We start from the raw sequence: 23,328 nt of genomic DNA on the forward strand, positions 1-23,328 counted from the left end.
ATGGAGCAGCCCGGGCCGTCAGACCGAACCTGGAGTCTGATCCTGTCCGGGACCACCGATGTCGTCTCGCGCAGCCGTGACTTCGCCCGCCAGGCGCTCACCGCTTGGCGCTGGCTCCCGGGGACGGGTGAGGTCGCCCGTGAGACAGCCGAGGACGTGCTCCTCCTGGTGTCGGAGGTGGTGGCCAACGCCTGCCTGCACGGTGGAGGGCCCCGCGCGCTCGTCCTGGACTGCTCGGCCGAGCGGCTGCGGATCGAGGTCACCGACGGCAATCCGGCCCCGCCCGTACGGGTTCCGGCGCACGGGGCGGGCGACCGGGGACAGCCGGGGGGTCACGGGCTGCTGATCGTGGAGCGGCTGGCCCGGGACTGGGGCTCCGAACCGGGGGTGGACGGCAAGCGCGTCTGGTGCGAGGTGGCCTGCCCGCCGGGGATCCGCGTACCCGGATGACGGCGGTGACCGGGCGGCGGTGATCGGGGCGGCGGTGATCGGGGCGGCGGCGAACCGGACGCTCGTGGACCCCACGCTCCCGGGATGTCCCGGGCCGCACCGCGTGTCACAGTGATTGCGGAGGCGTCCATGGACGATGCGCGACAACGCCCTGAGCTGGGCGAGGAGGCGCTGCGGCGGCTCCTGGACGGGCTGACGGCCGTCCGCGACGGAGACTTCACCACCCGGCTGCCGGCCGACTCCGAGGGCCTCCTGGGCGAGATCGCCACGGTCTACAACGGCATGGTCGAGCAGCTGTCGCTGGTCACGTCGGAAGTGACCCGGGTGGCCCGGGAGGTCGGCGGCCAGGGACTGCTCGGCGGGCACGCGCAAGTGCACCGGGTGAGCGGCATCTGGCAGGAGCTGGCCACCGGGGTCAACACGATGGCCGACAACCTCACCTCCCAGGTCCGCTCGATCGCCCAGGTCGCCACCGCGGTCGCGGGCGGCGACCTCACGCGCAAGATCCGGGTGGAGGCGAGCGGCGAGATCCTGGAACTGAAGGAGACCATCAACACGATGGTCGACCGGCTCTCGTCCTTCGCCGAGGAGGTCACGCGGGTCGCCCGCGAGGTCGGCACGGAGGGCAAGCTGGGGGGCCAGGCCACCGTGCAGGGCGTCTCCGGCACGTGGAAGGACCTGACCGACAACGTCAACTCCATGGCCGACAACCTGACCAATCAGGTGCGCAACATCGCCCAGGTGACCACGGCGGTCGCTCAGGGCGATCTCACGCGCAAGATCGATGTTTCGGCGCGGGGCGAGATCCTGGAGCTCAAGACCACCATCAACACCATGGTCGACCAGCTGTCCTCCTTCGCTGCCGAGGTCACCCGCGTCGCGCGCGAGGTCGGCAGCGAGGGCAAGCTGGGCGGCCAGGCCGAGGTCGAGGGCGTCTCGGGCACCTGGAAACGGCTCACCGAGAACGTCAACGAGCTGGCCGGCAACCTGACCCGCCAGGTGCGCGCGATCGCGGCGGTGACCAGTGCCGTGGCCGAGGGCGACCTCACCCGGTCGATCACGGTCGAGGCCCCGGGCGAGGTCGGGGATCTGAAGGACAACATCAACGCGATGGTCGAGTCGCTGCGCATGACCACCCGCGCCAACCAGGAGCAGGACTGGCTCAAGACCAATCTCGCGCGGGTCTCCGCCCTGATCCAGGGAACCCGCGACCTCACCGACCTGGCGCAGCTGATCATGAACGAGGTACCGCCGCTGGTGAACGCCCAGTACGGCGCCTTCTTCCTCGCCGAGGACGACCAGGACGGCAGGTTCCTGATCATGCGGGCCGCCTACGGGATGCCGGACGACCCCGCCACTCCCCCGCGTCGTTTCCGCTTCGGCCAGTCGCTGGTCGGGCAGGCCGCCGGCGGGCGTCGCACCCTCACCGTGGAAGGGGTGCCGCCCGGGTACGCCACCATCGCCTCCGGTGCCGGCGCCGCCGAGCCGGCCGTCCTCGTCGTCCTGCCCATCGTCGTGGAGGGCCAGGCCCTGGGTGCTGTCGAACTGGCCTCGCTCGCCCCGTTCTCCCCCATCCACCGGGACTTCCTCGACCATTTCATCGAGGCCATCGGCGTGAGTGTCAGCGCGCTCATCGCCAATGCCCGGACCGACGAGCTGCTGGAACGGTCGCAGAGCCTGACGGCCGAACTCAGCTCGCGGTCCCAGGAACTCCAGTCCCGGCAGGGCGAGTTGCAGCGATCCAATGCCGAGCTCGAGGAGAAGGCGGCCCTGCTGGCCGACCGGAACCGGGACATCGAACGCAAGAATCTGGAGATCGAGCAGGCGCGGCGGGAACTGGAAGTGCGAGCCCAACAGCTGTCGCGGACCTCCATGTACAAGTCGGAGTTCCTGGCCAACATGAGCCACGAACTGCGCACTCCGCTCAACAGCTTGCTGATCCTGGCCCAGTTGCTGTCGCGCAATCCGGACGGGAACCTCACCGACAAACAGGTCGACTACGCCGAGGTCATCCACTCCGCCGGCTCCGACCTGCTCCAGCTGATCAACGACATCCTGGACCTCTCCAAGGTCGAGGCGGGCAAGATGGACCTGCACCCCGAGGTCTTCCCGCTCCAGCAGCTCCTGTCCTCCCTCGACGCCACTTTCCGGCCCGTCGCGGCCGCCCGCGACCTGGAGTTGCGGGTCGTCACCGGGGACGGACTGCCCGACGTCCTGTTCACCGACCAGGCGCGGCTGCGGCAGGTGCTGCGCAATCTGGTCGCCAACGCGGTGAAGTTCACCGAGCAGGGGCACGTGGAGCTACGGGTGGACCGGGCGACCGCGGCCGAGCTGCCGCCCGCGCTGGGCCAGGGCGATACGCCCGTCGCGGCCTTCCGGGTGTCCGACACGGGCATCGGCATCCCCGAGGATCGGTTGGAGACCGTCTTCAACGCCTTCCAGCAGGGCGACGGCACCACCAGCCGCCACTACGGGGGTACGGGGCTGGGCCTGTCCATCAGCAGAGAGGTGGCCCACCTGTTGGGCGGCCTGATCGAAGCCCGGTCCGTGCCGGGGGAAGGCAGCGTCTTCACCCTCTTCCTTCCGCTCCGGACGCCGGAGCAGGCCGCGCTGGGGTCCGCGGCGCCGCCGAGGCACTCCGACACGGATTCCCCCGACGCCCCGGTGGACGGCGCGGCGGCTCCCCGTCCTCTCCCGCACCCGCTCGCGGACGTGCTGCAGGGCTCCGTACCGGACGAACCGCTTCCCGAGGAGCCCGCGGTGGCACCCGGACCCACCGTTCTGGTGGTGGACGACGACGCCCGCAACGTCTTCGCGCTCACGGAGGTACTCCGGCGCGAGGGCATGCGGGTCCTGCGGGCCGAGGACGGCCGCACCGGCCTGGAGCTCCTGGCCGAGCACGACGACGTGGACCTCGTCCTGATGGACGTGATGATGGCGGGCATGGACGGTTACGCCACCACGGCCGCCATCCGCGCGCTGCCCGCCTACGCGAACGTCCCGATCGTCGCCGTCACCGCCCAGGCCATGCCGGGTGACCGGGAGAAGGCGCTGGCCGCCGGGGCGGACGACTACGTCACCAAGCCGGTCGACGCGGACGACCTGGCCGCGCGCATCCACACCTGGCTGACGTGACGCCCTCCCCCGCCCCGCTCCCCTACTGCAGGACCCGGACGAGCACCAGGCTCGTGTCGTCGTCCGTGTCCCCGCGCACCTCCGCGAGCAGCCTGTCGGCCATGTCGTCGAGTTCGGCGGCCGCGTGCCGCTCCACGATGCGGCTGAGTCGCTCCACCCCGTCGTCGAGGGAGCTGTGGTGCCGCTCGACGAGCCCGTCCGTGTAGAAGACCAACAGGTCACCGGCTCGTAGCCGGGTCACCGTCTCCTTGTAGACGACCGAGGGCGCCGCGCCCAGCAGCAGGTCCCGGGGCGTGTCGAGCAGCACGGCCCGGCCTTCCCTGAGCAGGATCAGCGGCAGGTGGCCCGCGCTGGACCAGCGCAGGACGCGGTCGTGCGGGTCGTAGTGGGCGCAGACCGCGGTGGCCGTGGACTGCCGCGGGTCCGCGAACGCGACGCCGTTGAGCCACCCCATCAGTTGCCCGGCGGAGCCGCCGGTGAAGGCGAGGCCCCGCAGGGCGTTGCGCAGCGCCACCATGGTGGTCGCCGCGCCGACCCCGTGCCCGGCGATGTCGCCTACCACCAGCATCACCCGGTCCTCGGGCAGCGGCAGTACCTCGTACCAGTCGCCGCCCACCCGGTAGTCCTGGGCGGCGGGCCGGTAGCGGGCGGTGACGAGGAGCCCGGGGAGCCGGATCGAGGTCGGTACCTCGGGCAGGATGGCCTTCTGGAGCTGAAGGACGAACTGGTGGCGCACCACGGCCTGCGCCTGCGCGGCGGTGAGCTGGTCGTACGTGGCGCCGAGGGCCAGTTCGGTGCGGTGCTGGGCGGAGACGTCCTGGAAGACCCCGGTGACCGCCACGGTGACGGGCCCGTTCAGGAGCGGTTCCGCGCTGATCCGCAGGTGGCGCATGCCGCCGTCGTCCCGGATCACCCGGATCAGGGTGTGCGCACCTTCCTGGCGTACGGTCAGAGCCTCCAGGAGCGCGGCCAGTTGCCCCTTGTCGTCGCGGTGGGTCCGGGGCATCAGGTCGCGCAGCGGGATGCCGGGGCCGCCCCGTTCCATCCCGAAGATCGAGTACGCGCGTTCGCCCCAGCGCGACACCCCGCTGACGAGATCGTCCTCGAACAGGGCCAGGTGGTCCAGTCGGCCCAGTACCGAGGGCAGCAGCAGGCCGGGGTCGTCGGAGGTGTGCCACAGGACCACGGCCCGCTCCGGACCGAGTGGCAGGGTCCGTACGTCGATCAGCGCCCCGGCGCCTTTGTTCGCGATCCGGTCCACCCGGCGCGGAGCGGCCGTGGTGCGCGCCTCGTCGATCAGGCGTACCAGGTCCATGCAGTGCGCGGGCAGCACCTCGGCCAGGTGGCGCCCGGCGGGCCGCGGCACGCCGGCGAGCTGCCGTGCCGCGGCCGGGTTGGCATGGGCGATGAGCCAGTCGGGGCCGTCCGGCCCCTCGGTACGGGTGAGCGCGAGCGCCGCGTCGGTGAGGCAGTCCAGCAGGATCCGGAGCATCAGCGGGTCGCCGAAGCCCTCCGGATCCGGCGCGGCGTCCAGGACCCGCACCGCGTTCTCGGCGACCGCCTGCACTTCCTCGCGCATGGGTGGGTCGAACGCCACCGGCCCCGGCCAGCAGGCCAGCAGGACGCCGACGACGCCGCCCCGGTCCCGCAGGGGGAGAACGGCCCGCCCGGCATCGGGCACCGGTCCGGGCAGCGGATCCCCGTCCGGGGGGCCGTGGGTCAGCCAGCCGGTTTCACCCGTGTCCAGTGCGCTGCGTAGGGCGCCGTCCACGTGGGAGGGCAGCCATTGCCAGTGTGTGGACTGCAGATCGTTCCCGCCGGCGTGCGCGGCCAGCTCCAGGCAGTCCGTGGCGGTTCTGCGCCACAGCCATACCGCTTGTACGCCGAGGTGGCTCAGACCGCCGTGCAGCAGTGCTTCGGCGGCCTGGCCGGCGGCCGAGGCCACGCCCAGGGCGGCGTCGGTCCGTCGTAGCCGGCGCGCCGTTGCCGGGTGGTCCTCGGCGGCGGGCGGACGGGGGGCCGCCTCGGTGGACCCGGCGGCCGCGTTCACGATGTCCGCGGCGACGTCGGGCGCGTCCACGCCCGTGCTCGCGGCCAGCCGGCTGAGGTGGTCGGCCGCCGCGGAGGGCGGTGTGGAGAGCTGGGCGACCAGGATCCCGGTCGCCAGATCGAGCAGGTGACGATCCGCTCGCTCGGCCCGGAGCTCGGCGATCTCGTCGGTCAGGGCGCGTACGGCTCGCCGCAGGCCGCCGGGATCGAGGGAAGGCCGGGTGGCCGGTCCGTCGGCGGGGACGTCCATGTCGCCTCCGGTGGGCCGGGGGGACGGCGCCGACCGCGTGAGGGAGAGATCCGGATCGAGTCTACTCGGGCCCGCGCAGCGGCGCGGGACGGCCGGGGCGCCGGCTCCGAGGGCCACACGGGGGACGGTCTGCCCCGGCCACCGCGAAGGTTTTCGGCGCGGTCCCTCGGGAAGAAGCCGAATGCCGCCCTGCGGGAACGACCGCAGGGCGGACCAGATGCCCCCCCACGGAGCGGCGGTCAGCCGCCGAATTCCTTCACGAGGGCCGTGCAGAAGTCGTCCAGGTCGGCCGGCTTGCGGCTGGTGACCAAGGTCGCGGGGGCGGCGTGGCAGATCGCGGCCACGGGCTTGGCGGATTCGAAGAACCCGCGGGTGAACTCGACTGCCAAGGGGTTCGTCCGCAGCGCGTCGGGATCGGCGACGCCGCCGGGCAGGACGAGGGCGTCGAAGCTCTCGACCGTACGGCTCGCGAGGACCTGGTCGACGGGATGTGTGCCCGCCTTGTCCAAGTGGTGGAAGGCCTGGACGCGGCCCGGTTTCGTGGAGCCGGCTGAGGGTTCCAGCCGGCTCCGAGCACGGCTTTCCAGGGTTCGGTGCCGGCGGCGGTTTGCCGGGGTCCAGAGGCGGAGGGGCTGATTCCGGGTACGTCCTGCGCCTGCCGGTACCGGCGTGCGGCAAGCCCGTTCCGGCAGGCCGGTCCGGGCAGCTTGGTCCGATTTGTCGTTTCAGGACTATTTTCTGGGTAAATGCGATACATGACCGCCACTGAACCGTGCAGTCGTTCGAGCTTCTCCCCGGGTCCCGGCCCGGGGAGAAGCGCCGTAGAGATACCCATGCCGATTCCGACCGCCATCGGGCAGCCGGTGGTGTCGACGGTCGGGGTGGAGGAGGAGTTCCTCCTCGTCGACCGCTCGACCAGGGCTCCGGTGGCGCGTGCCGGGCCGGTGATCGAGGCGACCTCGGACGCGCTCGGCGAACTGGTGCAGGCGGAGTTCTACCGCTGCATGGTCGAGGTCTGCACCCGTCCCGCGATCACCGCCACCGATCTACGGGCCCAGCTCCGGTACCTCCGCGCCGCCGTCGCCGACGCGGCGCGGGCCTCGCACTGCATGCTCGTCGCCTCCGGCACCCCCGTGGTACCGCCGACGGCGCCGATCCCGGTGACCGACACGCCTCGCTACCACCGCATGGCCCGGCACTTCGGCGACCTCGTCGACGGCAGGCTGGGCATCGTGTGCGGCTGCCACGTCCATGTCGGCACCGCCGACCGGGCGCAGGCCCTGTTCCTGGCCAACCGCGTACGTCCCTGGCTTCCCGCGCTCCAGGCCCTCGCCGTGAACTCGCCGTTCACCGGCGGGCTGGACACCGGCTACGCGAGCCGACGCGCCCTGGAATTCGGCCGCTGGCCCACCGCGGGCCCTTCTCCGCTGCTGGACCCCGTCTCGTACGAGAGGGCCGCGGACGCCCTGGTGGCTTCGGGCGTCCTCATGGACCGCCGGATGATCTACTGGTTCGCGCGCCCGTCCGAGCACCAGCCGACCGTCGAGTTCCGCGTCGCGGACACCAACGCCGACCTCGACACCACTCTCCTCGTGGCGCTGCTCCTGCGCGGCCTGTGCGCCACGTTCCTCGGTCAGGCCGAGGAGGGCCGGCCGCCGCCCGACATCTCGGTCGCGCGCCTGCGCGACGCACACCGGTACGCCGCCCGGTACGGTGCCACGGGCCTCGCCCTCGATCCGTTCACCGGCGACCCCGTACCCGCCGAGGCGCAGATCGCCGCCCTGGTCGGGGCGGCGAGCCCAGGGCTGCGGGCGGCCGGTGACGAGACGGAGGTCCACCGCCTCCTCGACCGGCTCCGCCGGGACGGCACGGGAGCGGCCCGCCAGCACGCCGCCCTCCGGCGCGGGGGCCGCCTCCGGGACGTGGTCGACCACCTGGCCGCTCTGACCGTCCGCGGTTGAACGGCTCGCCGAAGACTCTCAGGCACCGGGGACGGCGCGCACGCTCACCCGCGAGGCGGGCTCCTGGTGACCGCCGCTCGCGATCATGCGTACGTCGCCCTGGTCGCTGATCTCCGCCTGCACGATTCCGGTGTCGTCGGCGTAGATCGGATGGCCGCCGGGGCCGGTCCGGTCGGTGCGGTGCACAAGGACGGATTCCTCGCTTCCCGGCGCCGCATGGTCAGGAACGGCGAATACCAGTTCGTACCTGCTGTCCCGTTCCATTCCGGCCTCCTCCGAGCGAAAACCCCTTTGGCGCCCATTATCGGACACACCCATCGGGCCGCGCGCTCCCGACCGTGGTCCGGGGGAGGAACCGTCAACGGGAACAACGGCCCGCCCGCACCCAGGGTTCCGGCTCTCCATGTGATCTTCCCCCACCCCTGCATACCTTCCGGGCACGCCTCTCACCTGCGCATACTCCAGGACCCGCCGCGCCCCCACCCACCGAGGGGCGATGGCCGATCGGATGGAGTTGATCAATCAGATGACGTCGCACACGGTCCCCGCGGCAGCTTCGGGCACCTGGGTGCTCGGTGACCTCACGGTCAACCGCATCGGCTTCGGCGCCATGCGCCTGACCGGCAGCGCGGCCTTCCACGACGGCACCCCCAGCGACCGCGGCCGGGCGATCGCCGTCCTGCGCCGGGCGGTCGAGCTCGGCGTCGACCACATCGACACCGCCGCGTTCTACTTCTCCCGGCTGCGTTCGGCCAACGAGCTGATCAACTCGGCCCTGGCGCCGTACGCGGACGACCTCGTCATCTCCACCAAGGTGGGCCCCGCCCGGGACGCCTGCGGCGGGTGGGCCGAGCCGGCCCGTCCCGAGGAGCTGCGCGGCCAGGTCGAGGAGAACCTGCGCCAGCTCGGCCGGGACCACCTCGACGTGGTCAACTTCCGCGTCATGGGACAGGAGTCCGTCAGCGACCACTTCGGAGCCCTGTCCGAGCTGCGCGACGCCGGGCTCGTCCGTCATCTCGGCATCTCCAACGCCCGCCCGGAACACCTGGTCCAGGCCGAGGCGATCGCGCCGGTGGTGTGTGTCCAGAACCGCTACGGACTCGACGCGCCGGACCGGACGGGAATGCTCCGCGCCTGCGCGGAACGCGGTATCGCCTTCGTCCCCTTCTTCTCCATCGCGGGAGAGGGGGGCGAGGCCGGCGCCGTCCACGGCGAGCACGACGAGGTCCGCGCCGTCGCCCGGGCGCACGGAGCCTCACCGGCGCAGGTGCGACTCGCTTGGATCCTGCAGCAGGGCTCCCACGTACTGGCCATCCCCGGGACCGGCGACCCGGACCGCCTCGCCGACAACGTGGCGGCGGGCGCACTGCGGCTGACGCGGGACGAGCTCCAACTCCTCGGTTCGGTCGGCCGCTCCGCGTCCTGAGGCGCCGGCGGTGAGCACCGCGGCGGCCCCTGCCGGCCTCCGGGGACCTGCGCGACAGAACATCAGAACCCTTCACGTGCAGGTGTCCGAAGAAACGGTTGGAGCGGCCGTTACAAGGCTCTGAACCCGTTCGGCGCAGAGTGGGAGGGGGTGGCGGCGGCGGCACGAACGGCGGGGAAGGCCTCCGTTTCCGGTCCCCCCAAGGCTTGTTCGGCGCACCGCCGCCGCTCGCGGCGACATGGCCTTGACATGTGTCCGATACAAGGGAGAGTCACCGATACATCCGCATTCTGCAACACGCCCCGAATTGGTGGCTTTTGATGGCGGTTGGGGGCCAGAGTGTGGCTCCTCGGCAGGACGCCGGGAACGGTTCAAGGCCCACTCGCCCCGCACGAGGCGGGCCGGGCTGCTGTCTGTTGAAGGGGTCATCTTCATGTCTGCTTCTCTCACCACCCGTCGGTTCGTCGCCGCGTTCCTGGCGGCCGGCGCCCTCGTCGGTGCCGCCGCCCTCCCGGCCTCCGCCGACGACCACCGACGTGAGCACCGGGGTGGGCAGTCCTCGGTCGTCATCAGTGACGTCCAGTACGGGACCGCCGGCCGTGACCGCTCCGCCCGTGCGCTGAACCGCGAGTGGGTCGAGGTCAAGAACACCGGGCGCAGGAGCGTCAACCTGCGCGGCTTCACCCTCACCGACCGACAGGGCAACCGCTACCGCTTCGCCGACTTCCGCCTGGACGGCCGCTCCAGCGTGAAGGTCCACACCGGCCAGGGCCGCGACACCCGCCACGACGTCTACCAGGACCGCCGCCACCAGATCTGGGACGAGCGCGACACCGCCACCCTGCGCGACAACCGCGGCAACGTCATCGACACCGACTCCTGGAACGGCCGCCGGCACCACCGCAACGGCTGACCCGGACAGGTCGCCTGCCTGACGAGCGCCCGCACTCCCCGCACGGCGGGGGTGCGGGCGCGCCGCGTTATAGGGCGGCGATTGTCAGAGGGGGATGGCAGGATCGACGGCGGTGATCCGACCACCTACAGGGGGCAGGGATGGGGAGCACGACGTTCGAGTGGCCGCGTGGCGCGGAGGCACGGGACACGGAGGCGCTGGAGTTGTGGCTCGCCGTGCACGGCTGGGAGGTCGACCCGACGGTGTTCATGGCCGGCGGACTCGGCCCGGCCGTGCAGGTGCAGCCGATCGGCGGGGCGTGCCAGGACGGGGAGCCCGGGCTGCTGATCCTGCCGGGGGAAACCGTGGAGTACGCGCGGGACCGGATACGGATCGCTCCCCGGTCCACCGTTGCCGCCGCCTGCGGAGCCTCGTAGGCCGGGCCCTCCTCAGTCGTCGAGCAGTCGCCACGCGGTGAGGGCGAGGGAGGCCCGGATCAGCCCGGCGGGTTCGGTGATGTCGATGCCCAGGGCCTTGCCGATCTGGTCGAGCCGGCGGGCGACGCTGCTGTGGTGCAGGTGCAGGAGGTCGGCGGCCCGACGCAGGGAGCCGGTGGCGCAGTAGGCGTCCAAGGTCTCCAGGTCTTCGGGGTGGGCGGCGGCGACCCGGGCGATGCCCGCGACGTCCGCGTTGCCGCGCAGCACGTCCGGCGAGAGCCGGGCGAGCAGCGCCGACGCGCCCAACTCGTCGTGGTGGACGACCGGTCGGCGTGCGGTGGTGAAGCGGAGGGCGGTCCGGGCCTGCTCCCAGGACCGGGCCGGGCCGTCGGCGGCACCGATGCCCGCGCGCACGCCTGCCGGGATCCGGGCGATGTCGACGGTGGTGGCCAGGACGACGCCCACGTCGCCGAGGGATGCCGCCTTGACCAGGCGGCCGGGGCAGAGCAGGGAGCCGATCTTGTCGAGCGGGAGTCGTGCCCGTACGGCGACGACGCGGACCGGCAGGTCGGCGGGAAAGCCCAGGAGGCGTAGGGCCCGGGCTCCGGCCGCTTCGTCGGTGTCGGAGCTGATCGCCAGTTCGACGAGGGCGGGGTCCGCCATCGTGGTGCGCGCCGGGCCGTACCGTTCGACGGCCGCCGCCGCGGTGATGGCGAACCGGGCGAGGAGGACCTCGTCGAGCGGACCCGGCGGACCGGGGCGTTCCAGCCACACGGCGCCGATCTCCTCCTCGTCGAGGGTGAGCGGCGCGGTGGTGGACGCGGGGGTGGTCGGGTCCGGGGCCGGCGCGCCGTCGGCCGCGACGCGGATCGTCCGTCCCGTGCCGTGGATCCGGATCCCGGCCACGCACTCGGCCAGGCCCGCCGAGGAGCGGGCGAGCGCCGGCAGGTCCACCCGCCTGCGCGCCAGCGTGTCGTAGAAGGCGATGATGCGGATCGCGCCGTCGACGTACGGATCCAGTCCTGACAGCCGTACGGCCAGTGCCTCCATGCCAGGAGGATAGGCCGCCCCGGTGGGGAGCAGAAGCGCCGATCGGCGCGCGATCCGGGCACGGCGGCCGACAGTTGGCGCACGCTCCGGTGGCTCGCGGCGTCCGCCCGTCGGGGCGGCTGTCGGTGGCGTGCGTCACAGTGGAAGGGATGCCGATGTCCGCGCGAGCGAGGTGATCCCGTGACGTACGCGATCCGGGCCGAGGGTCTGGCCAAGCGATTCAAGGAGACCCGCGCGCTGAACGGGGTGGATCTGGACGTTCCGGCGGGCACGGTGCTCGGCCTGCTCGGTCCCAACGGTGCGGGCAAGACCACCGCGGTGCGCATCTTCGCCACGCTGCTGCGGCCGGACGGGGGGCGCGCCGAGGTGGGCGGGTACGACGTGGTGCGGGAAGCGGGGCGGGTGCGCTCCCTGATCGGGCTGACCGGGCAGTACGCGGCCGTCGACGAGAACATGACCGGCACGGAGAACCTGCTGATGATCGGGCGTCTGCTCGGCATGTCGCGCGGTACGGCCCGGAGCCGCTCCACCGAGCTGCTCGACCGTTTTCACCTGAGCGACGCGGCCGGGCGGGCCGTGAAGACGTACTCGGGCGGTATGCGGCGGCGTCTGGACCTGGCGGCCAGTCTGGTCGGGCGACCACGGATCCTCTTCCTGGACGAGCCGACCACCGGGCTCGATCCGCACAGCCGCGGCGAGGTGTGGGACATGCTGCGCGAGCTGGTGGCGGAGGGCATGACCACCCTGCTGACCACGCAGTATCTGGACGAGGCGGACCGGCTCGCCGACAGCATCGTGGTCATCGACAACGGGCGGGTGATCGCCGGCGGTACGCCCGACGAGCTGAAGGCCCAGGTCGGCGGTCAGGTGCTGCACCTGCGCCCGGTCCGTCCGGCCGATCTCGAGACGGCGCACGCCCTGGTCGTCGAGGAGGCCGGGCCGCACACCGCGATCGAGGGCGACGGGATCGTCGTCCCGGTCAACGACCCGGCGCTCATGCCGCGTGTCGTACGTCGCCTCGACGGGGCAGGTGTCGCCGTCGGGGAACTCACTCTGCGTCGTTCGTCCCTCGACGAGGTGTTCATCGCCCTGACCGGCCACCGTGCCGAGCCCGGAGCCGCCGCACAGGGCGACTCCGACACCGGCGCCGGCGGCACCGGATCCGATGACGATACCGATGGTCGATACGCACAGGCGGGGAGTCCGTCATGACCGGCACGACCCTCACGGACGGCCTGGGGCGTGGTGGCCGGGTGCGGCTGCCGGCGGCCCTGCGGCAGACCGCCACCATGGCGTGGCGCAGCCTGGTCTCGGTGAAGCACAACCCGCTGGAGCTCGTCGACTACAGCATCACGCCGATCATGTTCGTGTTCCTGTTCACCTACGTCTTCGGCGGGCAGATGGCGGGCTCCCCTCAGGAGTACCTCCAGTACGCGCTGGCCGGGATCATCGTTCAGAACACGTTGTTCATGAGCATGTATACCGCCATGTCGTTGAACACCGACCTGACCAAGGGCGTGTTCGACCGGCTCCGTAGCCTGCCGATCGCCCGTTCGGCTCCGTTGTTCGGGCGGATCGTGGCCGATCTGGCGAAACAGCTGTGGGCCATGCTCCTGATGATCGCGCTGGGCACGCTGCTGGGCTTCGAGATCAGTGGTGGTCCGGCGGGTTTCGTCGGCGCGACGCTGCTGCTGCTGACGTTCGCCGCGGCCGTCTCGTGGACGGCGGTGCTGATCGGGATGATGGCCGCGGACGTGGAGAAGGTGCAGGTCTTCGCCTTCACCTTCATCTTCCCCCTCACCTTCACGAGCAGCGCGTTCGTGGAGGTCGACACCATGCCCGGGTGGCTCCAGGCATGGGTCGAGGTCAATCCCGTGACCCAGCTGTCGGACGCGTTCCGCGGGCTGCTGCTCGGTACGCCGGCGGGCGCGCCCATCTTCTGGTCGCTGGTGTGGGCGGCGGGCATCACCGCGGTCTTCATGCCGCTGGCGATGCGCGCCTACCGCTCCGACAACCGCTGAGCCGAGCTCAGTAGGTGACGACGATCCGGCGTGCCGGGCCGTCCACCCGGATGCGGCCGCCGACGGGGATCACGACCTGCGGGTCGGTGTGGCCGAGTTCGACGTCGAACACCACCATGGTGTCGGGGGCGTACTCGCGCAGGGCCCGTAGGACGGCCTCGCGCTGCTGCCGGCGGAAGTCCGCCTTGGCCGGGGCGTCGAATCGGTTCTCGAACGACCAGCTCTTGGCCCTGCCCATGAGCAGCGCGGGGAACTGGCGCAGCAGCCCGCGTTCGCCCATGCCGCGCAGGATCCGGTAGACCTCTTCGGCGGGCGGCATTTCCTCGGAGGTCTCCAGGAACAGCACGTTGCCGGCGTACGAGTCGACCGGTCGGGCCACCCGGTCGGCCATCAGCAGCCAGGAGATGATCTCCAGGTTGCCGCCCCAGCTGACGCCTTCGACGACCCGGTCGGCGTTGTGCCAGGACCAGCCGTCGGCGGGTTCCATCAGCGGCTCGGACTCGAAGGTGTGCGGGTCCTCCCAGGGGCTGTTCACGTCCCCGTAGGTGCTCGCCGCGGTGAGTTCGTACGCGCCCGAGGTGAACAGCGCGGCCCGAAGGGAGTCGGCGGTCGTCGGGTGCATCGCTCCGGGCCGTCCGAAGCCGACCATGACCGATCCGCCGTGGTAGCCGACGATGCCCAAGTCCCGCAGGAACAGGAGCAGGTTGGTGTTGTCGCTGTAGCCGAGGAACGGCTTGGGGTTGGCGCGCAGCAGGTCGCGGTCGAGGTGGGGAAGGACGGTGATCTGGTCGTCTCCCCCGATGCTGGCGATCACCGCCTTGATGTCGGGGTCCGCGAACGCCGCGTGGATGTCGGCCGCGCGCGCCTCGGGCGTCGCACCCATCGTCCGGGTCGTCGGGTATTCCACCGCCTTCAGTCCGAAGTCGTCCTGGAGTCGACTCAGCCCCAACTCGTAGGGCAACGGGAACAGGCCGGGAAGGCCCGACGAGGGCGACAGCACGGCGACCAGGTCTCCGGGGCGGGGCTTCGCGGGATAGCGGGGGTTCTCCATCCGATGATCATAGAAGTCGGCGGATCCGACCTCGCGCCGATTATCCGGGGTGGGCCCGCGCCGGCGTCGCAGACCGGCGTGTCGGGCGCGCCCATATGGCAATCATTCAGGCCTATGATCTCGAATCGAAAGCAAAATCGAGACAAATCAGACTGTGTCCCGCGCTGTTCGGCGGATCCGGTCGGAGAAAACTGGTCCGCCGTCAGAGCCATGACGCATGCGACCGAGAACAGGACCCCGACCACTGATCTGACTGTTACCTGCCAACCGATTGCGGAGGTGTCACGATGTCCTGGTTCAGGACCGACTTCCGAAAGGCCCCCAAGGGCCTTCTCCCCCCGTGTTGTTGCCCCAGAGCCCGCGCCGCCCTCTCCCTGCTGCTCCTGACGGCCGCCGCGCTGACCGGCCCCGCGGCCCCGGCGCACGCCGCGGCCCCGTATGGCGCCAAAGCCGTCGCGGTGGCGGCTTCCAAACAGGGCTCGCCGTATGCCTACGGCGCCACGGGCCCCAAACGCTTCGACTGCTCGGGCCTCACCCTCTATGCCTTCAAGAAGGCGGGCAAACGGCTCCCACGCACCGCCGAGCAGCAGTACGAGCACACCCGCCACATCCCCGAGGCCGATCGCGCGGCCGGGGACCTGGTCTTCTTCCCCAGCGGCGCGACCATGACCCACGTCGGGATCTACGCCGGCGACGACCGGATCTGGCATGCTCCACGCCCCGGCACCCGGGTGCGACTGGAGCGGATCTGGAGCACAGCGGTCCGCTACGGGCGGGCCACCTGATCGGGCGCCCGGCCGGTCCGGCTCCGGCGATCCTGGTCTCCCGCCGCGACGGCGGCCGGACCCGGGTCCGCGGGCAGCCTGCGTACCGCCCACACGCTCGGGGCGAGCAGCAGCACCAGGCTCGCCAAGGTCATCAGTACGGCACTCCAGAGCAGGACGGACTCCGTACCGAGAGAGGTGGCCGCGGCGCCCACCACGAGGTAGCCCAGTGGCACGGACATGAGTTCGCCGGCCGAGCTGAAGGAGCTGACCCGCCCGAGCACCTCGGACGGGAGTTGTTCCTGCACGGCTGTGTTCCAGCAGACGATCGCGATGTCCAGACCGATGCCCGCCATGGCGGCGGCCCCGGCCAGTACGGCCAGCGGCGCACCCCAGGCGAGTGCGAGGAAGGGCAGTGCGAGAGGCAGGTTGGCGCACACGCACACGACCATGATCCTGGACGGCTTCCATGTGAGTGAAACGATCCCGCCCAGGAGCAGGCCTGCCGCGAAGGCCCCCTGGACGACTCCCCATGAAGGAGCACCCAGATGACTGTTCCCCGCCATCACGGGACCGAGGAGCTGATATCCGCCGAGCCAGAGGGCGACCACCACGGTGCCGGACAGCGTGTAGGTCCACACCCAGGAGAGACGGGAGAACTCTTTCCAGCCGTCCTTGAAGTCGCGGAACACTGATGCCGTGGTCTTGGCGGGTCCGGACACGTCAAGACGGCTGCACAGGATCGCGGCGACCGCGAAACTGGCGGCGTCCCAGCCCAGGGTCAGCTCCGGCCCGAAGAACGCGACGAGGGCGCCGCCGACCGCCGGCGCGAGGATGCGGATGACATTGCCGGGCAACCGCATCAACGCGTTCGCCTGCTGCAGCTCGCCGGGACCGACGAGCTGCGGCAGCAGGCTGTTCATGGCGGGCTGGGTCAGTGCCGACGCACAGCCCGCCAGCGCCGCGAACAGGGCGATACGCCCGGTGGTGGCCGTTCCCGTCGCCACGAGGAGTGCGACGCAGCCCTGGGTGACGGCCGGCACCACATTCCCGATGACGATGACCCGTCGGCGGGAGAACCGGTCCGCGACCACTCCTCCGACGAGGAGGAGGACGAACTGCGGGGCGGTGTTGGCCGCGAGGACGATCGCCAAGGACGCCGGACTGCTGTCGAATCCGAACACGGCGAAGGCCAGGGCCACGGGGGCCATCGCCGTCCCGCTCATCGAGATGAGACGTGCCAGGAGGAATAAGGTGAACGGCTTGTGCCGCATCACGGAGAGGGATCCCTGTCGAACCATTCGAGGGAGAGTAGCGTGCTCCGCCGCAGGTGGCGGGGGCGGGAGTGGGGTCGGGAGTGAGGTCGGCGCCTCAGAGGGACTCGCCGGGCCGAAGGTACCGGTAGCCGTGCGAAGTCTCCTGTTCCAGCCAGCCGTTGACGCTGCCGAGACCACGGTCGTTGATCTGCGCGTCGTGAATGCCGAACGCCCGCCGCGGTCCCACCGCCTTGACGAAGTCGATGACTTCCACCATTTTCAGCCACGCCCCCTGAACCGGCACCAGCAACGTCTCGATCTCCTGCTCGGGCACGTGCAGCGAGTCACCCGGGTGGTAGACGGCGTCGTCGACGACATAGCCGAGGTTCGCGCAGTCGGGGAGGCCCCCGTAGATGGAGGCGTGGCGGCCGCCGACCGCCCGTACGCGGAAACCCGCCGCACTGAACTCCGTCCCCGAGGACACCCCGATGACGTCAAACCCCGGGATGTCCGCGTCGGCGGGGGCGTGGACCGGTACGCCGAGCCCTGCCAGGCGCAGGACGTCGACATGGTCGACGTGCTCGTGGGTCACCAGCACGGCGTCCGCGCCGGCCAGGGCGGACGGTTCGCTCCAGGTGCCGGGATCGATGACGAGGACCCGACCGTCCTGCTCGATCCGGACACATGCATGGGTGTACTTCGTGATCCGCATGGCTTCGGACCGTACAGCGACCGTCCCGTCAACGGCCTCTCATTTCCGGGTCGTTCGTGGGTCACGTCACGAGGTCATCGCCCGGTCATTCCCCGGTCGACCCGTCGATCGCCTCGCGCAGCAGGTCCGCGTGCCCGTTGTGGCGGGCGTACTCCTCGATCATGTGGGTCAGGATGTAGTGCAGGGAGTACGGCTGATCGCCGAACCGCGCGGTCACGTCGAGGGATTCGGCGGCGTCCACGATCGCGCGCGACCGCTCGCACGTCTCCTCCCAGATCCTGAACGACTCGGCCACGTCCGCGTCCTCGACGTGGAACTCGGTCCACTCCCCCGCCTCGTTCTTGGGGAAGTAGCCCCGTACGTCCTCGCCGGCCAGGACGTTGCGGAACCATCCGCGCTCGACCTCCGCGAGGTGACGCACCAGCCCGAGCAGGGTCAGCCCCGACGGGGCGACCGCCCTCGTCCGCAGCTGCCGCTCGCTCAGCCCGGAGCACTTCATCATCAGGGTGTCCCGCTGCCACTGCAGGACGCTGGTCAGGGTGGCGCGCTCGTCGCCCGTCAGTACGGGCCGGGTCCGCTGTTCATCGATCACCGGGCGATCATCACATCCGGTGCGGACCCGTGCCCACCGTGTTCTCACATGCCGGCCGGCGCAGTTGCCGGAAGAAGGCGCGGATGTCACCCACCAGCAGTTCGGGCACCTCCATGGCGGGGAAGTGGCCGCCCCGGTCGAACGACGTCCAGCGCACGACGGTGTCGGTGCGCGCGGCGATGTGCCGCAGCGGGATGAAGTTGTCCCGGGGGAAGTCGGCCAGCGCGGTCGGGGTCCGCGACACCTCGGGCGGGCGGCCCGCGTACGCGGCGTGCGCCCGCTCGTAGTAGATACGGGCCGCGCTGCCGGCCGTTCCCGTGAGCCAGTACAGCATCACGTTGGTCAGCATCTGGTCCCGGTCCACCGGGCACGCGGGGTCGCTCCACTCGGTGAACTTCTCCGCGATCCAGGCGAGCAGTCCGACCGGCGAGTCGTTGAGTCCGTACGCGAGGGTCTGCGGCCGGGTCGCCTGGATGTCGGCGTACCCCTGCTTCTCGCGCGAGAAGACCTGGTACCGCTCCCAGGAGGCCAGCGTCCGCTCCCGTTCGGCGGGGGACAGCACGGCCAGCTCCTCCGGCCGGGGTTCGGTCGTGGCCCCGCCTCCGGGCAGCAGGTTCAGGTGCACCCCGATGACGTGGTCGGGCCGGATCAGCCCGAGTTCCCGCGAGATCGCGGCGCCCCAGTCGCCGCCCTGCACCCCGTACGAGCGGTGGCCGAGGCGTTCCATCAGCACACCGAAGGCCCGGGCCACCCGCTTGAACTCCCAGCCCGTCTCGGTCGTGGGCCCCGAGAGCCCGAAGCCGGGGATGCTCGGCAGCACGAGGTGGAAGGCGTCCGCCGGATCGCCGCCGTGCGCCCGGGGATCCGTGAGGGGACCCGCGACGCGCTGGAACTCCACGAATGAGCCCGGCCAGCCATGGGTCATCAGCAGCGGGGTCGCGTCCGGCTCCGGCGAGCGGAGGTGGGCGAAGTGGACCCGCGCGCCGTCGATCACCGTGGTGAACTGCGGCCACTCGTTGAGCCGGGCCTCGGCCGCACGCCAGTCGTACTCCTCGCGCCAGTGGGCGACGAGCTCCCGCATCGGGTCGAGCGGCATCCCGTACGCCCGACCGACCCCGGGGAGTTCGTCGGGCCAGCGCACCCGGGCCAGCCGCTGCCGCAGGTCGTCCAGCTGGTCCTGGCCCACATCGAGCCGGAACTCGCACAACCGCTCGTCAAGATCACTCATGCCCCGCATGCTAGGTCGTGTCCTTCGCAGCTCGTCCGCCCGGCCCGTGCGGGGCGTCAGGTGCCGGCCGTGCGGCGGGTCACCAGCAGTTCGATCCCGTCCAGGATGCGGCCCAGCCCGAACTCCAGGGCCTGGTCCTGCCCGCCGTGTTCCGCCGCCGAGGCCAGCGCCGCCCCGAGGGCGGGGAACCGCTCCCCGTGTGTACGCATCACCTCGCCCAGCATCGCCGCGAGTTGCGCGTCCGGCCCCGGCGCCGTCGACCCGCCTCCCGGCCCGGTCCCACGGCCGGCGGCCCGCTCCTGCTCCGCGATGCCGCGTACGTGCCCGGCGAGCAGCACCACCGCGTCCATCGCCTCGGCCCCGGTGAGCCCGCACCCGTCCAGCGCGGCGAGTGCCCGTTCCATCCACTCGAGCTCCCGCGGGCCCATGACCCGTACCCCGACGGTCGCCTCCAGCAGCCACGGATGGAGCCGAAGGCCGGCCAGCAGCCCCCTCGCCCACACCTCCAGCCGCTCCCGCCACGGGCCGTCCGGTGACGGCGCCGCCGCGGGCATCGCGCCCTCCACCATCAGCGCGACGAGTTCGGCCTTTCCCGGCACGTACCGGTACAGGGCCATCTTGGTGACGGCCAGCTCGGCGGCCACCCGCTGCATCGAGGCGCCGGCCAGGCCTTCCGCGTCGGCGATCGCGATACCCGCTCGGGTGATCCCCTCCAGGGTGAGCCCTCGCTTCGGTCCGCGCGCGGGTCCGGCCGGAGGCGGCCCCCACAACAACCGCACGGCCGGGCCCCACTGTTCGCTCGTCATCGCTTCACCTTGCGCTCGCACAAAAACTGCGTCTACCGTACACGGTATTGAATTCGTATCCGATGGACACAGTTTCATGTCCGGCAGGGAGAACCCCGATGACCGCACCGGCAGCACACACCGACGAGCCTCGCCCCGGGGCCCCGACCGTCCTCGTCTCGGGCGCCGGCGTCGCGGGCCCCGCCCTGGCCCTCCGACTCGCCCGCCACGGCATGCGTCCCACCGTCGTCGAGATCGCCCCCGCCCTGCGTACGGGCGGCCAGGCCGTCGACTTCCGAGGGGAGACCCAGCTCGGCGTCCTTCGGCGGATGGGGATCCTCGACGAGCTGCACCACCTTCGGACCGGTGGCAGCCCGATGACCTTCGTCGACGCCGACGGCCGCCAACTCCTGCACCTTCCCGCCGAGTTCGCCGGCGGCGACGTCGAGGTACTGCGCGGCGACCTCTCCCGGGTCCTCCACCGGGCCTCGCTCGCCGCCGGGGCCGAGTACGTCTTCGGGGACTCCGTCACCTCCCTCGCCGAGACGGCCACCGGCGTGGACGTCACCTTCCGCAACGCCCCGCCGCGCAGCTTCGACCTCGTCGTCGGCGCCGACGGCCTCCACTCGAACATCCGGAGCCTGGCCTTCGGCCCGGACGCCGACCACGTCACCCACCTCGGCCACTACGCCGCCACGTGGAGCCTGCCGAACCACCTGGACCTGGATCTGCGCCCGGGGGCCGGCTCCCTCGGCCACAACGCCCCCGGGCGGCTGGCCAGTGTCGCCGCGGACCACACCGACCCCGCCCGGGCCCGCGCCTTCCTGGTCTTCGCCGCCCCCGAGCTCGCGTACGACCGACACGATCCCGAGGCCCACAAACGCCTCCTGCGCCGGGCGTTCGCGGGCCTGCCCTGGAAGGTGGACCGGCTTCTCGACTCCCTCGACACCGCCGACGACCTCTACTTCGACTCGATCAGCCGCGCCGATGCCCCCGCCTGGTCCACCGGCCGGATCGCCCTCCTCGGCGACGCCGCCTGCGGGGCGACCATCGGCGGGATGGGCACCGGTACCGCGATCCTGGGCGCGTACGTCCTGGCCGGCGAACTCTCGCGCTCACCCGCGGACCATCGGGGCGCTTTCCGTCGCTACGAGTCCCTGCTGCGCGCCTACGCCCAGGAACGCCAGAAGGGCGGGGACCGCACAGGGCGCTTCCTCGCCCCCTCGTCGCGGCTCGGCCTGCGCCTGCGCAACACCGCGCTCAGCAGACGCCGCGTCCTCGCCTGGATGCTCAGGACGGCGAAGGAAGGGACCACCCTCGCGCTCCCCCACTACCCGGACCACCCGGCCAACTCCGCGGAAGCCGACACCGACCACGCGAGCGCGCCCGCCAACTCGGCTACGGAGTAAGTTCTTTGACGGTTCGATGCGCTCGTCGGCCGAAGAACTATCACCCGAAGAACCGCACAACTCCCCCAACCGCCCAGCACCTCCGCGAAAAAGTACCTGCCGACTGGTTTCTTTTCGGGTTATCCGACTAGATTGACGGCGCACCGCGGCGAACGACGCCCGGGCAGCGATCAGGGGGACGTGCAGAACGTGGCGAGGGCCAGACAGGTGCGGGCCGAGATCACCCGCCAAGCCATACTCGACGGCGCGGCGGTCGCGTTCGATCTCGGCGGGTTCGAGGGCACCAGCCTCAGCGACGTCGTCAGGAACGCCGGAGTCACCAAGGGCGCCCTCTACTTCCATTTCCCGTCGAAGGAAGCCCTCGCCCGCACCCTGATGGACGAGCAGCTCCTGATCGCCGAACGCGTCCCCGCCACCGACGATCCGGGCCTGCAGACGGTCATCGACCTCAGCCACCAGATGGCCCACGGACTGCGCACCGACGTCCGGATCCGCGCCGGCATCCGCCTGGTCATCGAGTTCGGCTCCTTCACCCACCCCGACCCGACCCCGTACGACGCCTGGATCGACACCTGCCGCACCTGCCTGACCCCCGCCCAGCAGCGCGGCGACATCCACCCGTCGCTGGACATCCAGGACCTCTCGACGCTGCTCGTCGGCGCCTTCACCGGCATCCAGGTCACCTCGCACGTCCGCACCCGCCGGCAAGACCTCCACACCCGCGTCACCGACCTGTGGAACTTCCTCCTCCCCACGATCGTCCCCCCGCAGCGCATCGCCCTCTTCCACCCCACGGGCACGCCCGGGACGATCCCGATCACCTCCACCCACTGACACAGGGTGGTCTCGCACACGCCGTGGCGAACCACGGGGGTGCTCGCCACGGCGTGTGCGAGACCACCCTGACGGGCTCAGGCTTCCGCGGGGGCGCGGGAGTCGACGTCCTCCATGAAGCTCAGCATCCGCTCGTTGACCAGGTCGGGGTGGTCGATCTGCGGGCCGTGGCCGGTCGCGGCGACGATCTCGGCGCGGGCTCCGGCGATCAGGCGCGGCACGCGTTCCAGCTGGCGCTCGGGGTGGACGAGCAGACTGCGCTTGCCCATGACCAGGTAGAACGGCGTCCGGATCGAACCCAGTTCCGCGTCCGACAGGGGTAGCGGGGCGGGGCGGCGGATCCGGAAGGCGCGGACGCCCGCCTGGATCATGGCGCGCAGTTCGGGAACGACCAGCACCGGCTGTTCCAGCCAGGAGGCCAGCCGCGGGCGGAGCGCCTTCGGGGCGAAGGTGGCGAAGAGGCTCACGAAGATCCACACGAAGAAGCGCAGCCCGACCTTCTCCAGGCCGCCCGGGTCGAGGGCGGTGACGGAGGCGAGCCGGCCGGGCCGCAGGTGGGCCTGGTTGATGACCAGCCAGCCGCCGTAGGAGGAGCCGACGAGGTGGACCCGGTCGAGGCCGAGCGCGTCGAGGGCCTCGTCCATCCATTGCGCGGCCCGCTCGGGCTGCCACATCTCCTCGCGCTGGACGCTGCGGCCCGGGTCGCCGGGGGTGTCGAGCGCGTAGACGGGGCGTTCGGCTCCGAGCGCGCGGGTGTTGGGGTACCACTGGGCGGAGCAGCCGCCGGAGCCGTGGATCAGGACGACCGGGGTGCGTGACTCGGCGGCGGGGTCCGCGGGGCCGTACCGGTAGGCATGCGTGGTGCCGAAGCTCGTCTCCACATCCGTCTCGGAGCGGGCGGGCGCTCCCAGCGCGTAGACGGCGTCGCAGGCGGCGAAGTACCGGTCGCGCAGTTCGTCGTTCACGTAGCGGCCGATGTCGCGGCGCGGACGGGTGGTGTTCTCGGGCACGGGGCACCTCCGGTTC

22 protein-coding genes are annotated in these 23,328 nt (G+C 71.5%); 11 read left to right on the top strand and 11 right to left on the bottom strand.

Annotated elements, in window-relative coordinates; genetic code table 11:
- Both OG624_RS02040 and OG624_RS02045 read left to right on the top strand, forming a co-directional pair.
- Positions 1-450 (top strand): ATP-binding protein, encoded by a 450-nt coding sequence (locus tag OG624_RS02040; RefSeq protein WP_033225350.1) that lies wholly within the window; start codon positions 1-3, stop codon positions 448-450.
- Positions 451-579: 129 nt separating this feature from the next.
- Positions 580-3,585, top strand: a complete 3,006-nt coding sequence (locus OG624_RS02045; protein WP_033225348.1) for a HAMP domain-containing protein — start codon at positions 580-582, stop codon at positions 3,583-3,585.
- Positions 3,586-3,607: 22 nt separating this feature from the next.
- Here the strand turns inward: OG624_RS02045 and OG624_RS02050 are convergent, their stop codons facing one another.
- Both OG624_RS02050 and OG624_RS02055 read right to left on the bottom strand, forming a co-directional pair.
- Positions 3,608-5,884, bottom strand: coding sequence for a SpoIIE family protein phosphatase (locus tag OG624_RS02050; RefSeq protein ID WP_033225346.1), 2,277 nt, complete (start codon positions 5,882-5,884; stop codon positions 3,608-3,610).
- A 239-nt stretch (positions 5,885-6,123) separates the two neighbouring features.
- Positions 6,124-6,393, bottom strand: a complete 270-nt coding sequence (locus OG624_RS02055) for a DJ-1/PfpI family protein (protein ID WP_371638943.1) — start codon at positions 6,391-6,393, stop codon at positions 6,124-6,126.
- Positions 6,394-6,717: 324 nt separating this feature from the next.
- Between OG624_RS02055 and OG624_RS02060 the strand changes: the two genes are divergently transcribed.
- Positions 6,718-7,845, top strand: coding sequence for a carboxylate-amine ligase (locus tag OG624_RS02060; protein ID WP_371638945.1), 1,128 nt, complete (start codon positions 6,718-6,720; stop codon positions 7,843-7,845).
- An 18-nt stretch (positions 7,846-7,863) separates the two neighbouring features.
- Here the strand turns inward: OG624_RS02060 and OG624_RS02065 are convergent, their stop codons facing one another.
- A complete protein-coding gene (locus tag OG624_RS02065; RefSeq protein WP_371638946.1) occupies positions 7,864-8,250 on the bottom strand; it encodes a DUF6296 family protein in 387 nt (128 codons plus the stop codon).
- 121 nt (positions 8,251-8,371) lie between these two features.
- Here OG624_RS02065 and OG624_RS02070 point away from each other — a divergent pair, with 121 nt between their 5' ends.
- From OG624_RS02070 to OG624_RS02080, 3 genes are all read left to right on the top strand, one after another.
- Positions 8,372-9,271 carry an aldo/keto reductase gene (locus OG624_RS02070; RefSeq protein ID WP_371638948.1) on the top strand — a complete coding sequence of 300 codons (900 nt, stop codon included), beginning with the start codon at positions 8,372-8,374 and terminating at the stop codon, positions 9,269-9,271.
- A 433-nt stretch (positions 9,272-9,704) separates the two neighbouring features.
- A complete protein-coding gene (locus tag OG624_RS02075; RefSeq protein WP_266355968.1) occupies positions 9,705-10,184 on the top strand; it encodes a lamin tail domain-containing protein in 480 nt (159 codons plus the stop codon).
- 140 nt (positions 10,185-10,324) lie between these two features.
- Positions 10,325-10,600, top strand: a complete 276-nt coding sequence (locus OG624_RS02080; RefSeq protein WP_161297532.1) for a hypothetical protein — start codon at positions 10,325-10,327, stop codon at positions 10,598-10,600.
- 12 nt (positions 10,601-10,612) lie between these two features.
- Here OG624_RS02080 and OG624_RS02085 read toward each other — a convergent pair whose 3' ends face one another.
- On the bottom strand, positions 10,613-11,650 hold the full coding sequence (locus tag OG624_RS02085) for a PucR family transcriptional regulator (protein WP_371638949.1): 1,038 nt from the start codon (positions 11,648-11,650) through the stop codon (positions 10,613-10,615).
- Between the two features lie 180 nt (positions 11,651-11,830).
- On the opposite strand from OG624_RS02085, the gene OG624_RS02090 reads away from it, so the two are divergent.
- Positions 11,831-12,862, top strand: coding sequence for an ATP-binding cassette domain-containing protein (locus OG624_RS02090; RefSeq protein ID WP_371638951.1), 1,032 nt, complete (start codon positions 11,831-11,833; stop codon positions 12,860-12,862).
- Positions 12,859-13,671 (top strand): ABC transporter permease, encoded by an 813-nt coding sequence (locus tag OG624_RS02095; RefSeq protein ID WP_033225334.1) that lies wholly within the window; start codon positions 12,859-12,861, stop codon positions 13,669-13,671. Before OG624_RS02090 ends, OG624_RS02095 begins: the two co-directional genes overlap by 4 nt.
- Positions 13,672-13,678: 7 nt before the next feature.
- Here the strand turns inward: OG624_RS02095 and OG624_RS02100 are convergent, their stop codons facing one another.
- Positions 13,679-14,722 (bottom strand): S66 family peptidase, encoded by a 1,044-nt coding sequence (locus OG624_RS02100; RefSeq protein WP_371587069.1) that lies wholly within the window; start codon positions 14,720-14,722, stop codon positions 13,679-13,681.
- A 287-nt stretch (positions 14,723-15,009) separates the two neighbouring features.
- Here OG624_RS02100 and OG624_RS02105 point away from each other — a divergent pair, with 287 nt between their 5' ends.
- Positions 15,010-15,507: a C40 family peptidase gene (locus OG624_RS02105; RefSeq protein ID WP_371638952.1), complete on the top strand. Its 498-nt coding sequence runs from the start codon at positions 15,010-15,012 to the stop codon at positions 15,505-15,507.
- Here the strand turns inward: OG624_RS02105 and OG624_RS02110 are convergent.
- From OG624_RS02110 to OG624_RS02130, 5 genes are all read right to left on the bottom strand, one after another.
- Positions 15,489-16,787: an MFS transporter gene (locus OG624_RS02110; protein ID WP_266446865.1), complete on the bottom strand. Its 1,299-nt coding sequence runs from the start codon at positions 16,785-16,787 to the stop codon at positions 15,489-15,491. The two genes, OG624_RS02105 and OG624_RS02110, sit on opposite strands and share 19 nt — an antisense overlap.
- 70 nt (positions 16,788-16,857) lie before the next feature.
- Complete coding sequence (locus OG624_RS02115; protein ID WP_371587071.1) at positions 16,858-17,454, bottom strand: MBL fold metallo-hydrolase; 597 nt, start codon at positions 17,452-17,454, stop codon at positions 16,858-16,860.
- 85 nt (positions 17,455-17,539) lie between these two features.
- Positions 17,540-18,046 carry a DinB family protein gene (locus tag OG624_RS02120; RefSeq protein ID WP_051763800.1) on the bottom strand — a complete coding sequence of 169 codons (507 nt, stop codon included), beginning with the start codon at positions 18,044-18,046 and terminating at the stop codon, positions 17,540-17,542.
- 10 nt (positions 18,047-18,056) lie between these two features.
- Entirely contained in the window at positions 18,057-19,274 is a 1,218-nt protein-coding gene (locus OG624_RS02125) for an epoxide hydrolase family protein (RefSeq protein ID WP_371587072.1), read from the bottom strand.
- Between the two features lie 56 nt (positions 19,275-19,330).
- Positions 19,331-20,080, bottom strand: a complete 750-nt coding sequence (locus tag OG624_RS02130; RefSeq protein ID WP_371587073.1) for a TetR/AcrR family transcriptional regulator — start codon at positions 20,078-20,080, stop codon at positions 19,331-19,333.
- A 98-nt stretch (positions 20,081-20,178) separates the two neighbouring features.
- Here OG624_RS02130 and OG624_RS02135 point away from each other — a divergent pair, with 98 nt between their 5' ends.
- Both OG624_RS02135 and OG624_RS02140 read left to right on the top strand, forming a co-directional pair.
- Entirely contained in the window at positions 20,179-21,468 is a 1,290-nt protein-coding gene (locus OG624_RS02135; RefSeq protein ID WP_371638953.1) for an FAD-dependent monooxygenase, read from the top strand.
- 189 nt (positions 21,469-21,657) lie between these two features.
- Positions 21,658-22,302 (top strand): ScbR family autoregulator-binding transcription factor, encoded by a 645-nt coding sequence (locus OG624_RS02140; protein WP_033225438.1) that lies wholly within the window; start codon positions 21,658-21,660, stop codon positions 22,300-22,302.
- Positions 22,303-22,379: 77 nt separating this feature from the next.
- Here OG624_RS02140 and OG624_RS02145 read toward each other — a convergent pair whose 3' ends face one another.
- Positions 22,380-23,312, bottom strand: a complete 933-nt coding sequence (locus OG624_RS02145) for an alpha/beta fold hydrolase (protein ID WP_371587075.1) — start codon at positions 23,310-23,312, stop codon at positions 22,380-22,382.
- Positions 23,313-23,328: the final 16 nt, after the last annotated feature.

Source organism: Streptomyces virginiae (assembly GCF_041432505.1).
Taxonomy (GTDB): domain Bacteria; phylum Actinomycetota; class Actinomycetes; order Streptomycetales; family Streptomycetaceae; genus Streptomyces; species Streptomyces virginiae_A.

What these genes read in the sequence shown, in the direction of transcription:
- OG624_RS02040 (WP_033225350.1), top strand. Translation starts at nt 1, where the DNA reads ATGGAGCAGCCCGGGCCGTCAGACCGAACCTGGAGTCTGATCCTGTCC.
- OG624_RS02045 (WP_033225348.1), top strand. Translation starts at nt 580, where the DNA reads ATGGACGATGCGCGACAACGCCCTGAGCTGGGCGAGGAGGCGCTGCGG.
- OG624_RS02050 (WP_033225346.1), bottom strand. Translation starts at nt 5,884, where the DNA reads ATGGACGTCCCCGCCGACGGACCGGCCACCCGGCCTTCCCTCGATCCC.
- OG624_RS02060 (WP_371638945.1), top strand. Translation starts at nt 6,718, where the DNA reads ATGCCGATTCCGACCGCCATCGGGCAGCCGGTGGTGTCGACGGTCGGG.
- OG624_RS02065 (WP_371638946.1), bottom strand. Translation starts at nt 8,250, where the DNA reads ATGGAGAGCCGGAACCCTGGGTGCGGGCGGGCCGTTGTTCCCGTTGAC.
- OG624_RS02070 (WP_371638948.1), top strand. Translation starts at nt 8,372, where the DNA reads ATGACGTCGCACACGGTCCCCGCGGCAGCTTCGGGCACCTGGGTGCTC.
- OG624_RS02075 (WP_266355968.1), top strand. Translation starts at nt 9,705, where the DNA reads ATGTCTGCTTCTCTCACCACCCGTCGGTTCGTCGCCGCGTTCCTGGCG.
- OG624_RS02080 (WP_161297532.1), top strand. Translation starts at nt 10,325, where the DNA reads ATGGGGAGCACGACGTTCGAGTGGCCGCGTGGCGCGGAGGCACGGGAC.
- OG624_RS02085 (WP_371638949.1), bottom strand. Translation starts at nt 11,650, where the DNA reads ATGGAGGCACTGGCCGTACGGCTGTCAGGACTGGATCCGTACGTCGAC.
- OG624_RS02095 (WP_033225334.1), top strand. Translation starts at nt 12,859, where the DNA reads ATGACCGGCACGACCCTCACGGACGGCCTGGGGCGTGGTGGCCGGGTG.
- OG624_RS02100 (WP_371587069.1), bottom strand. Translation starts at nt 14,722, where the DNA reads ATGGAGAACCCCCGCTATCCCGCGAAGCCCCGCCCCGGAGACCTGGTC.
- OG624_RS02105 (WP_371638952.1), top strand. Translation starts at nt 15,010, where the DNA reads ATGTCCTGGTTCAGGACCGACTTCCGAAAGGCCCCCAAGGGCCTTCTC.
- OG624_RS02110 (WP_266446865.1), bottom strand. Translation starts at nt 16,787, where the DNA reads ATGGTTCGACAGGGATCCCTCTCCGTGATGCGGCACAAGCCGTTCACC.
- OG624_RS02115 (WP_371587071.1), bottom strand. Translation starts at nt 17,454, where the DNA reads ATGCGGATCACGAAGTACACCCATGCATGTGTCCGGATCGAGCAGGAC.
- OG624_RS02125 (WP_371587072.1), bottom strand. Translation starts at nt 19,274, where the DNA reads ATGAGTGATCTTGACGAGCGGTTGTGCGAGTTCCGGCTCGATGTGGGC.
- OG624_RS02130 (WP_371587073.1), bottom strand. Translation starts at nt 20,080, where the DNA reads ATGACGAGCGAACAGTGGGGCCCGGCCGTGCGGTTGTTGTGGGGGCCG.
- OG624_RS02135 (WP_371638953.1), top strand. Translation starts at nt 20,179, where the DNA reads ATGACCGCACCGGCAGCACACACCGACGAGCCTCGCCCCGGGGCCCCG.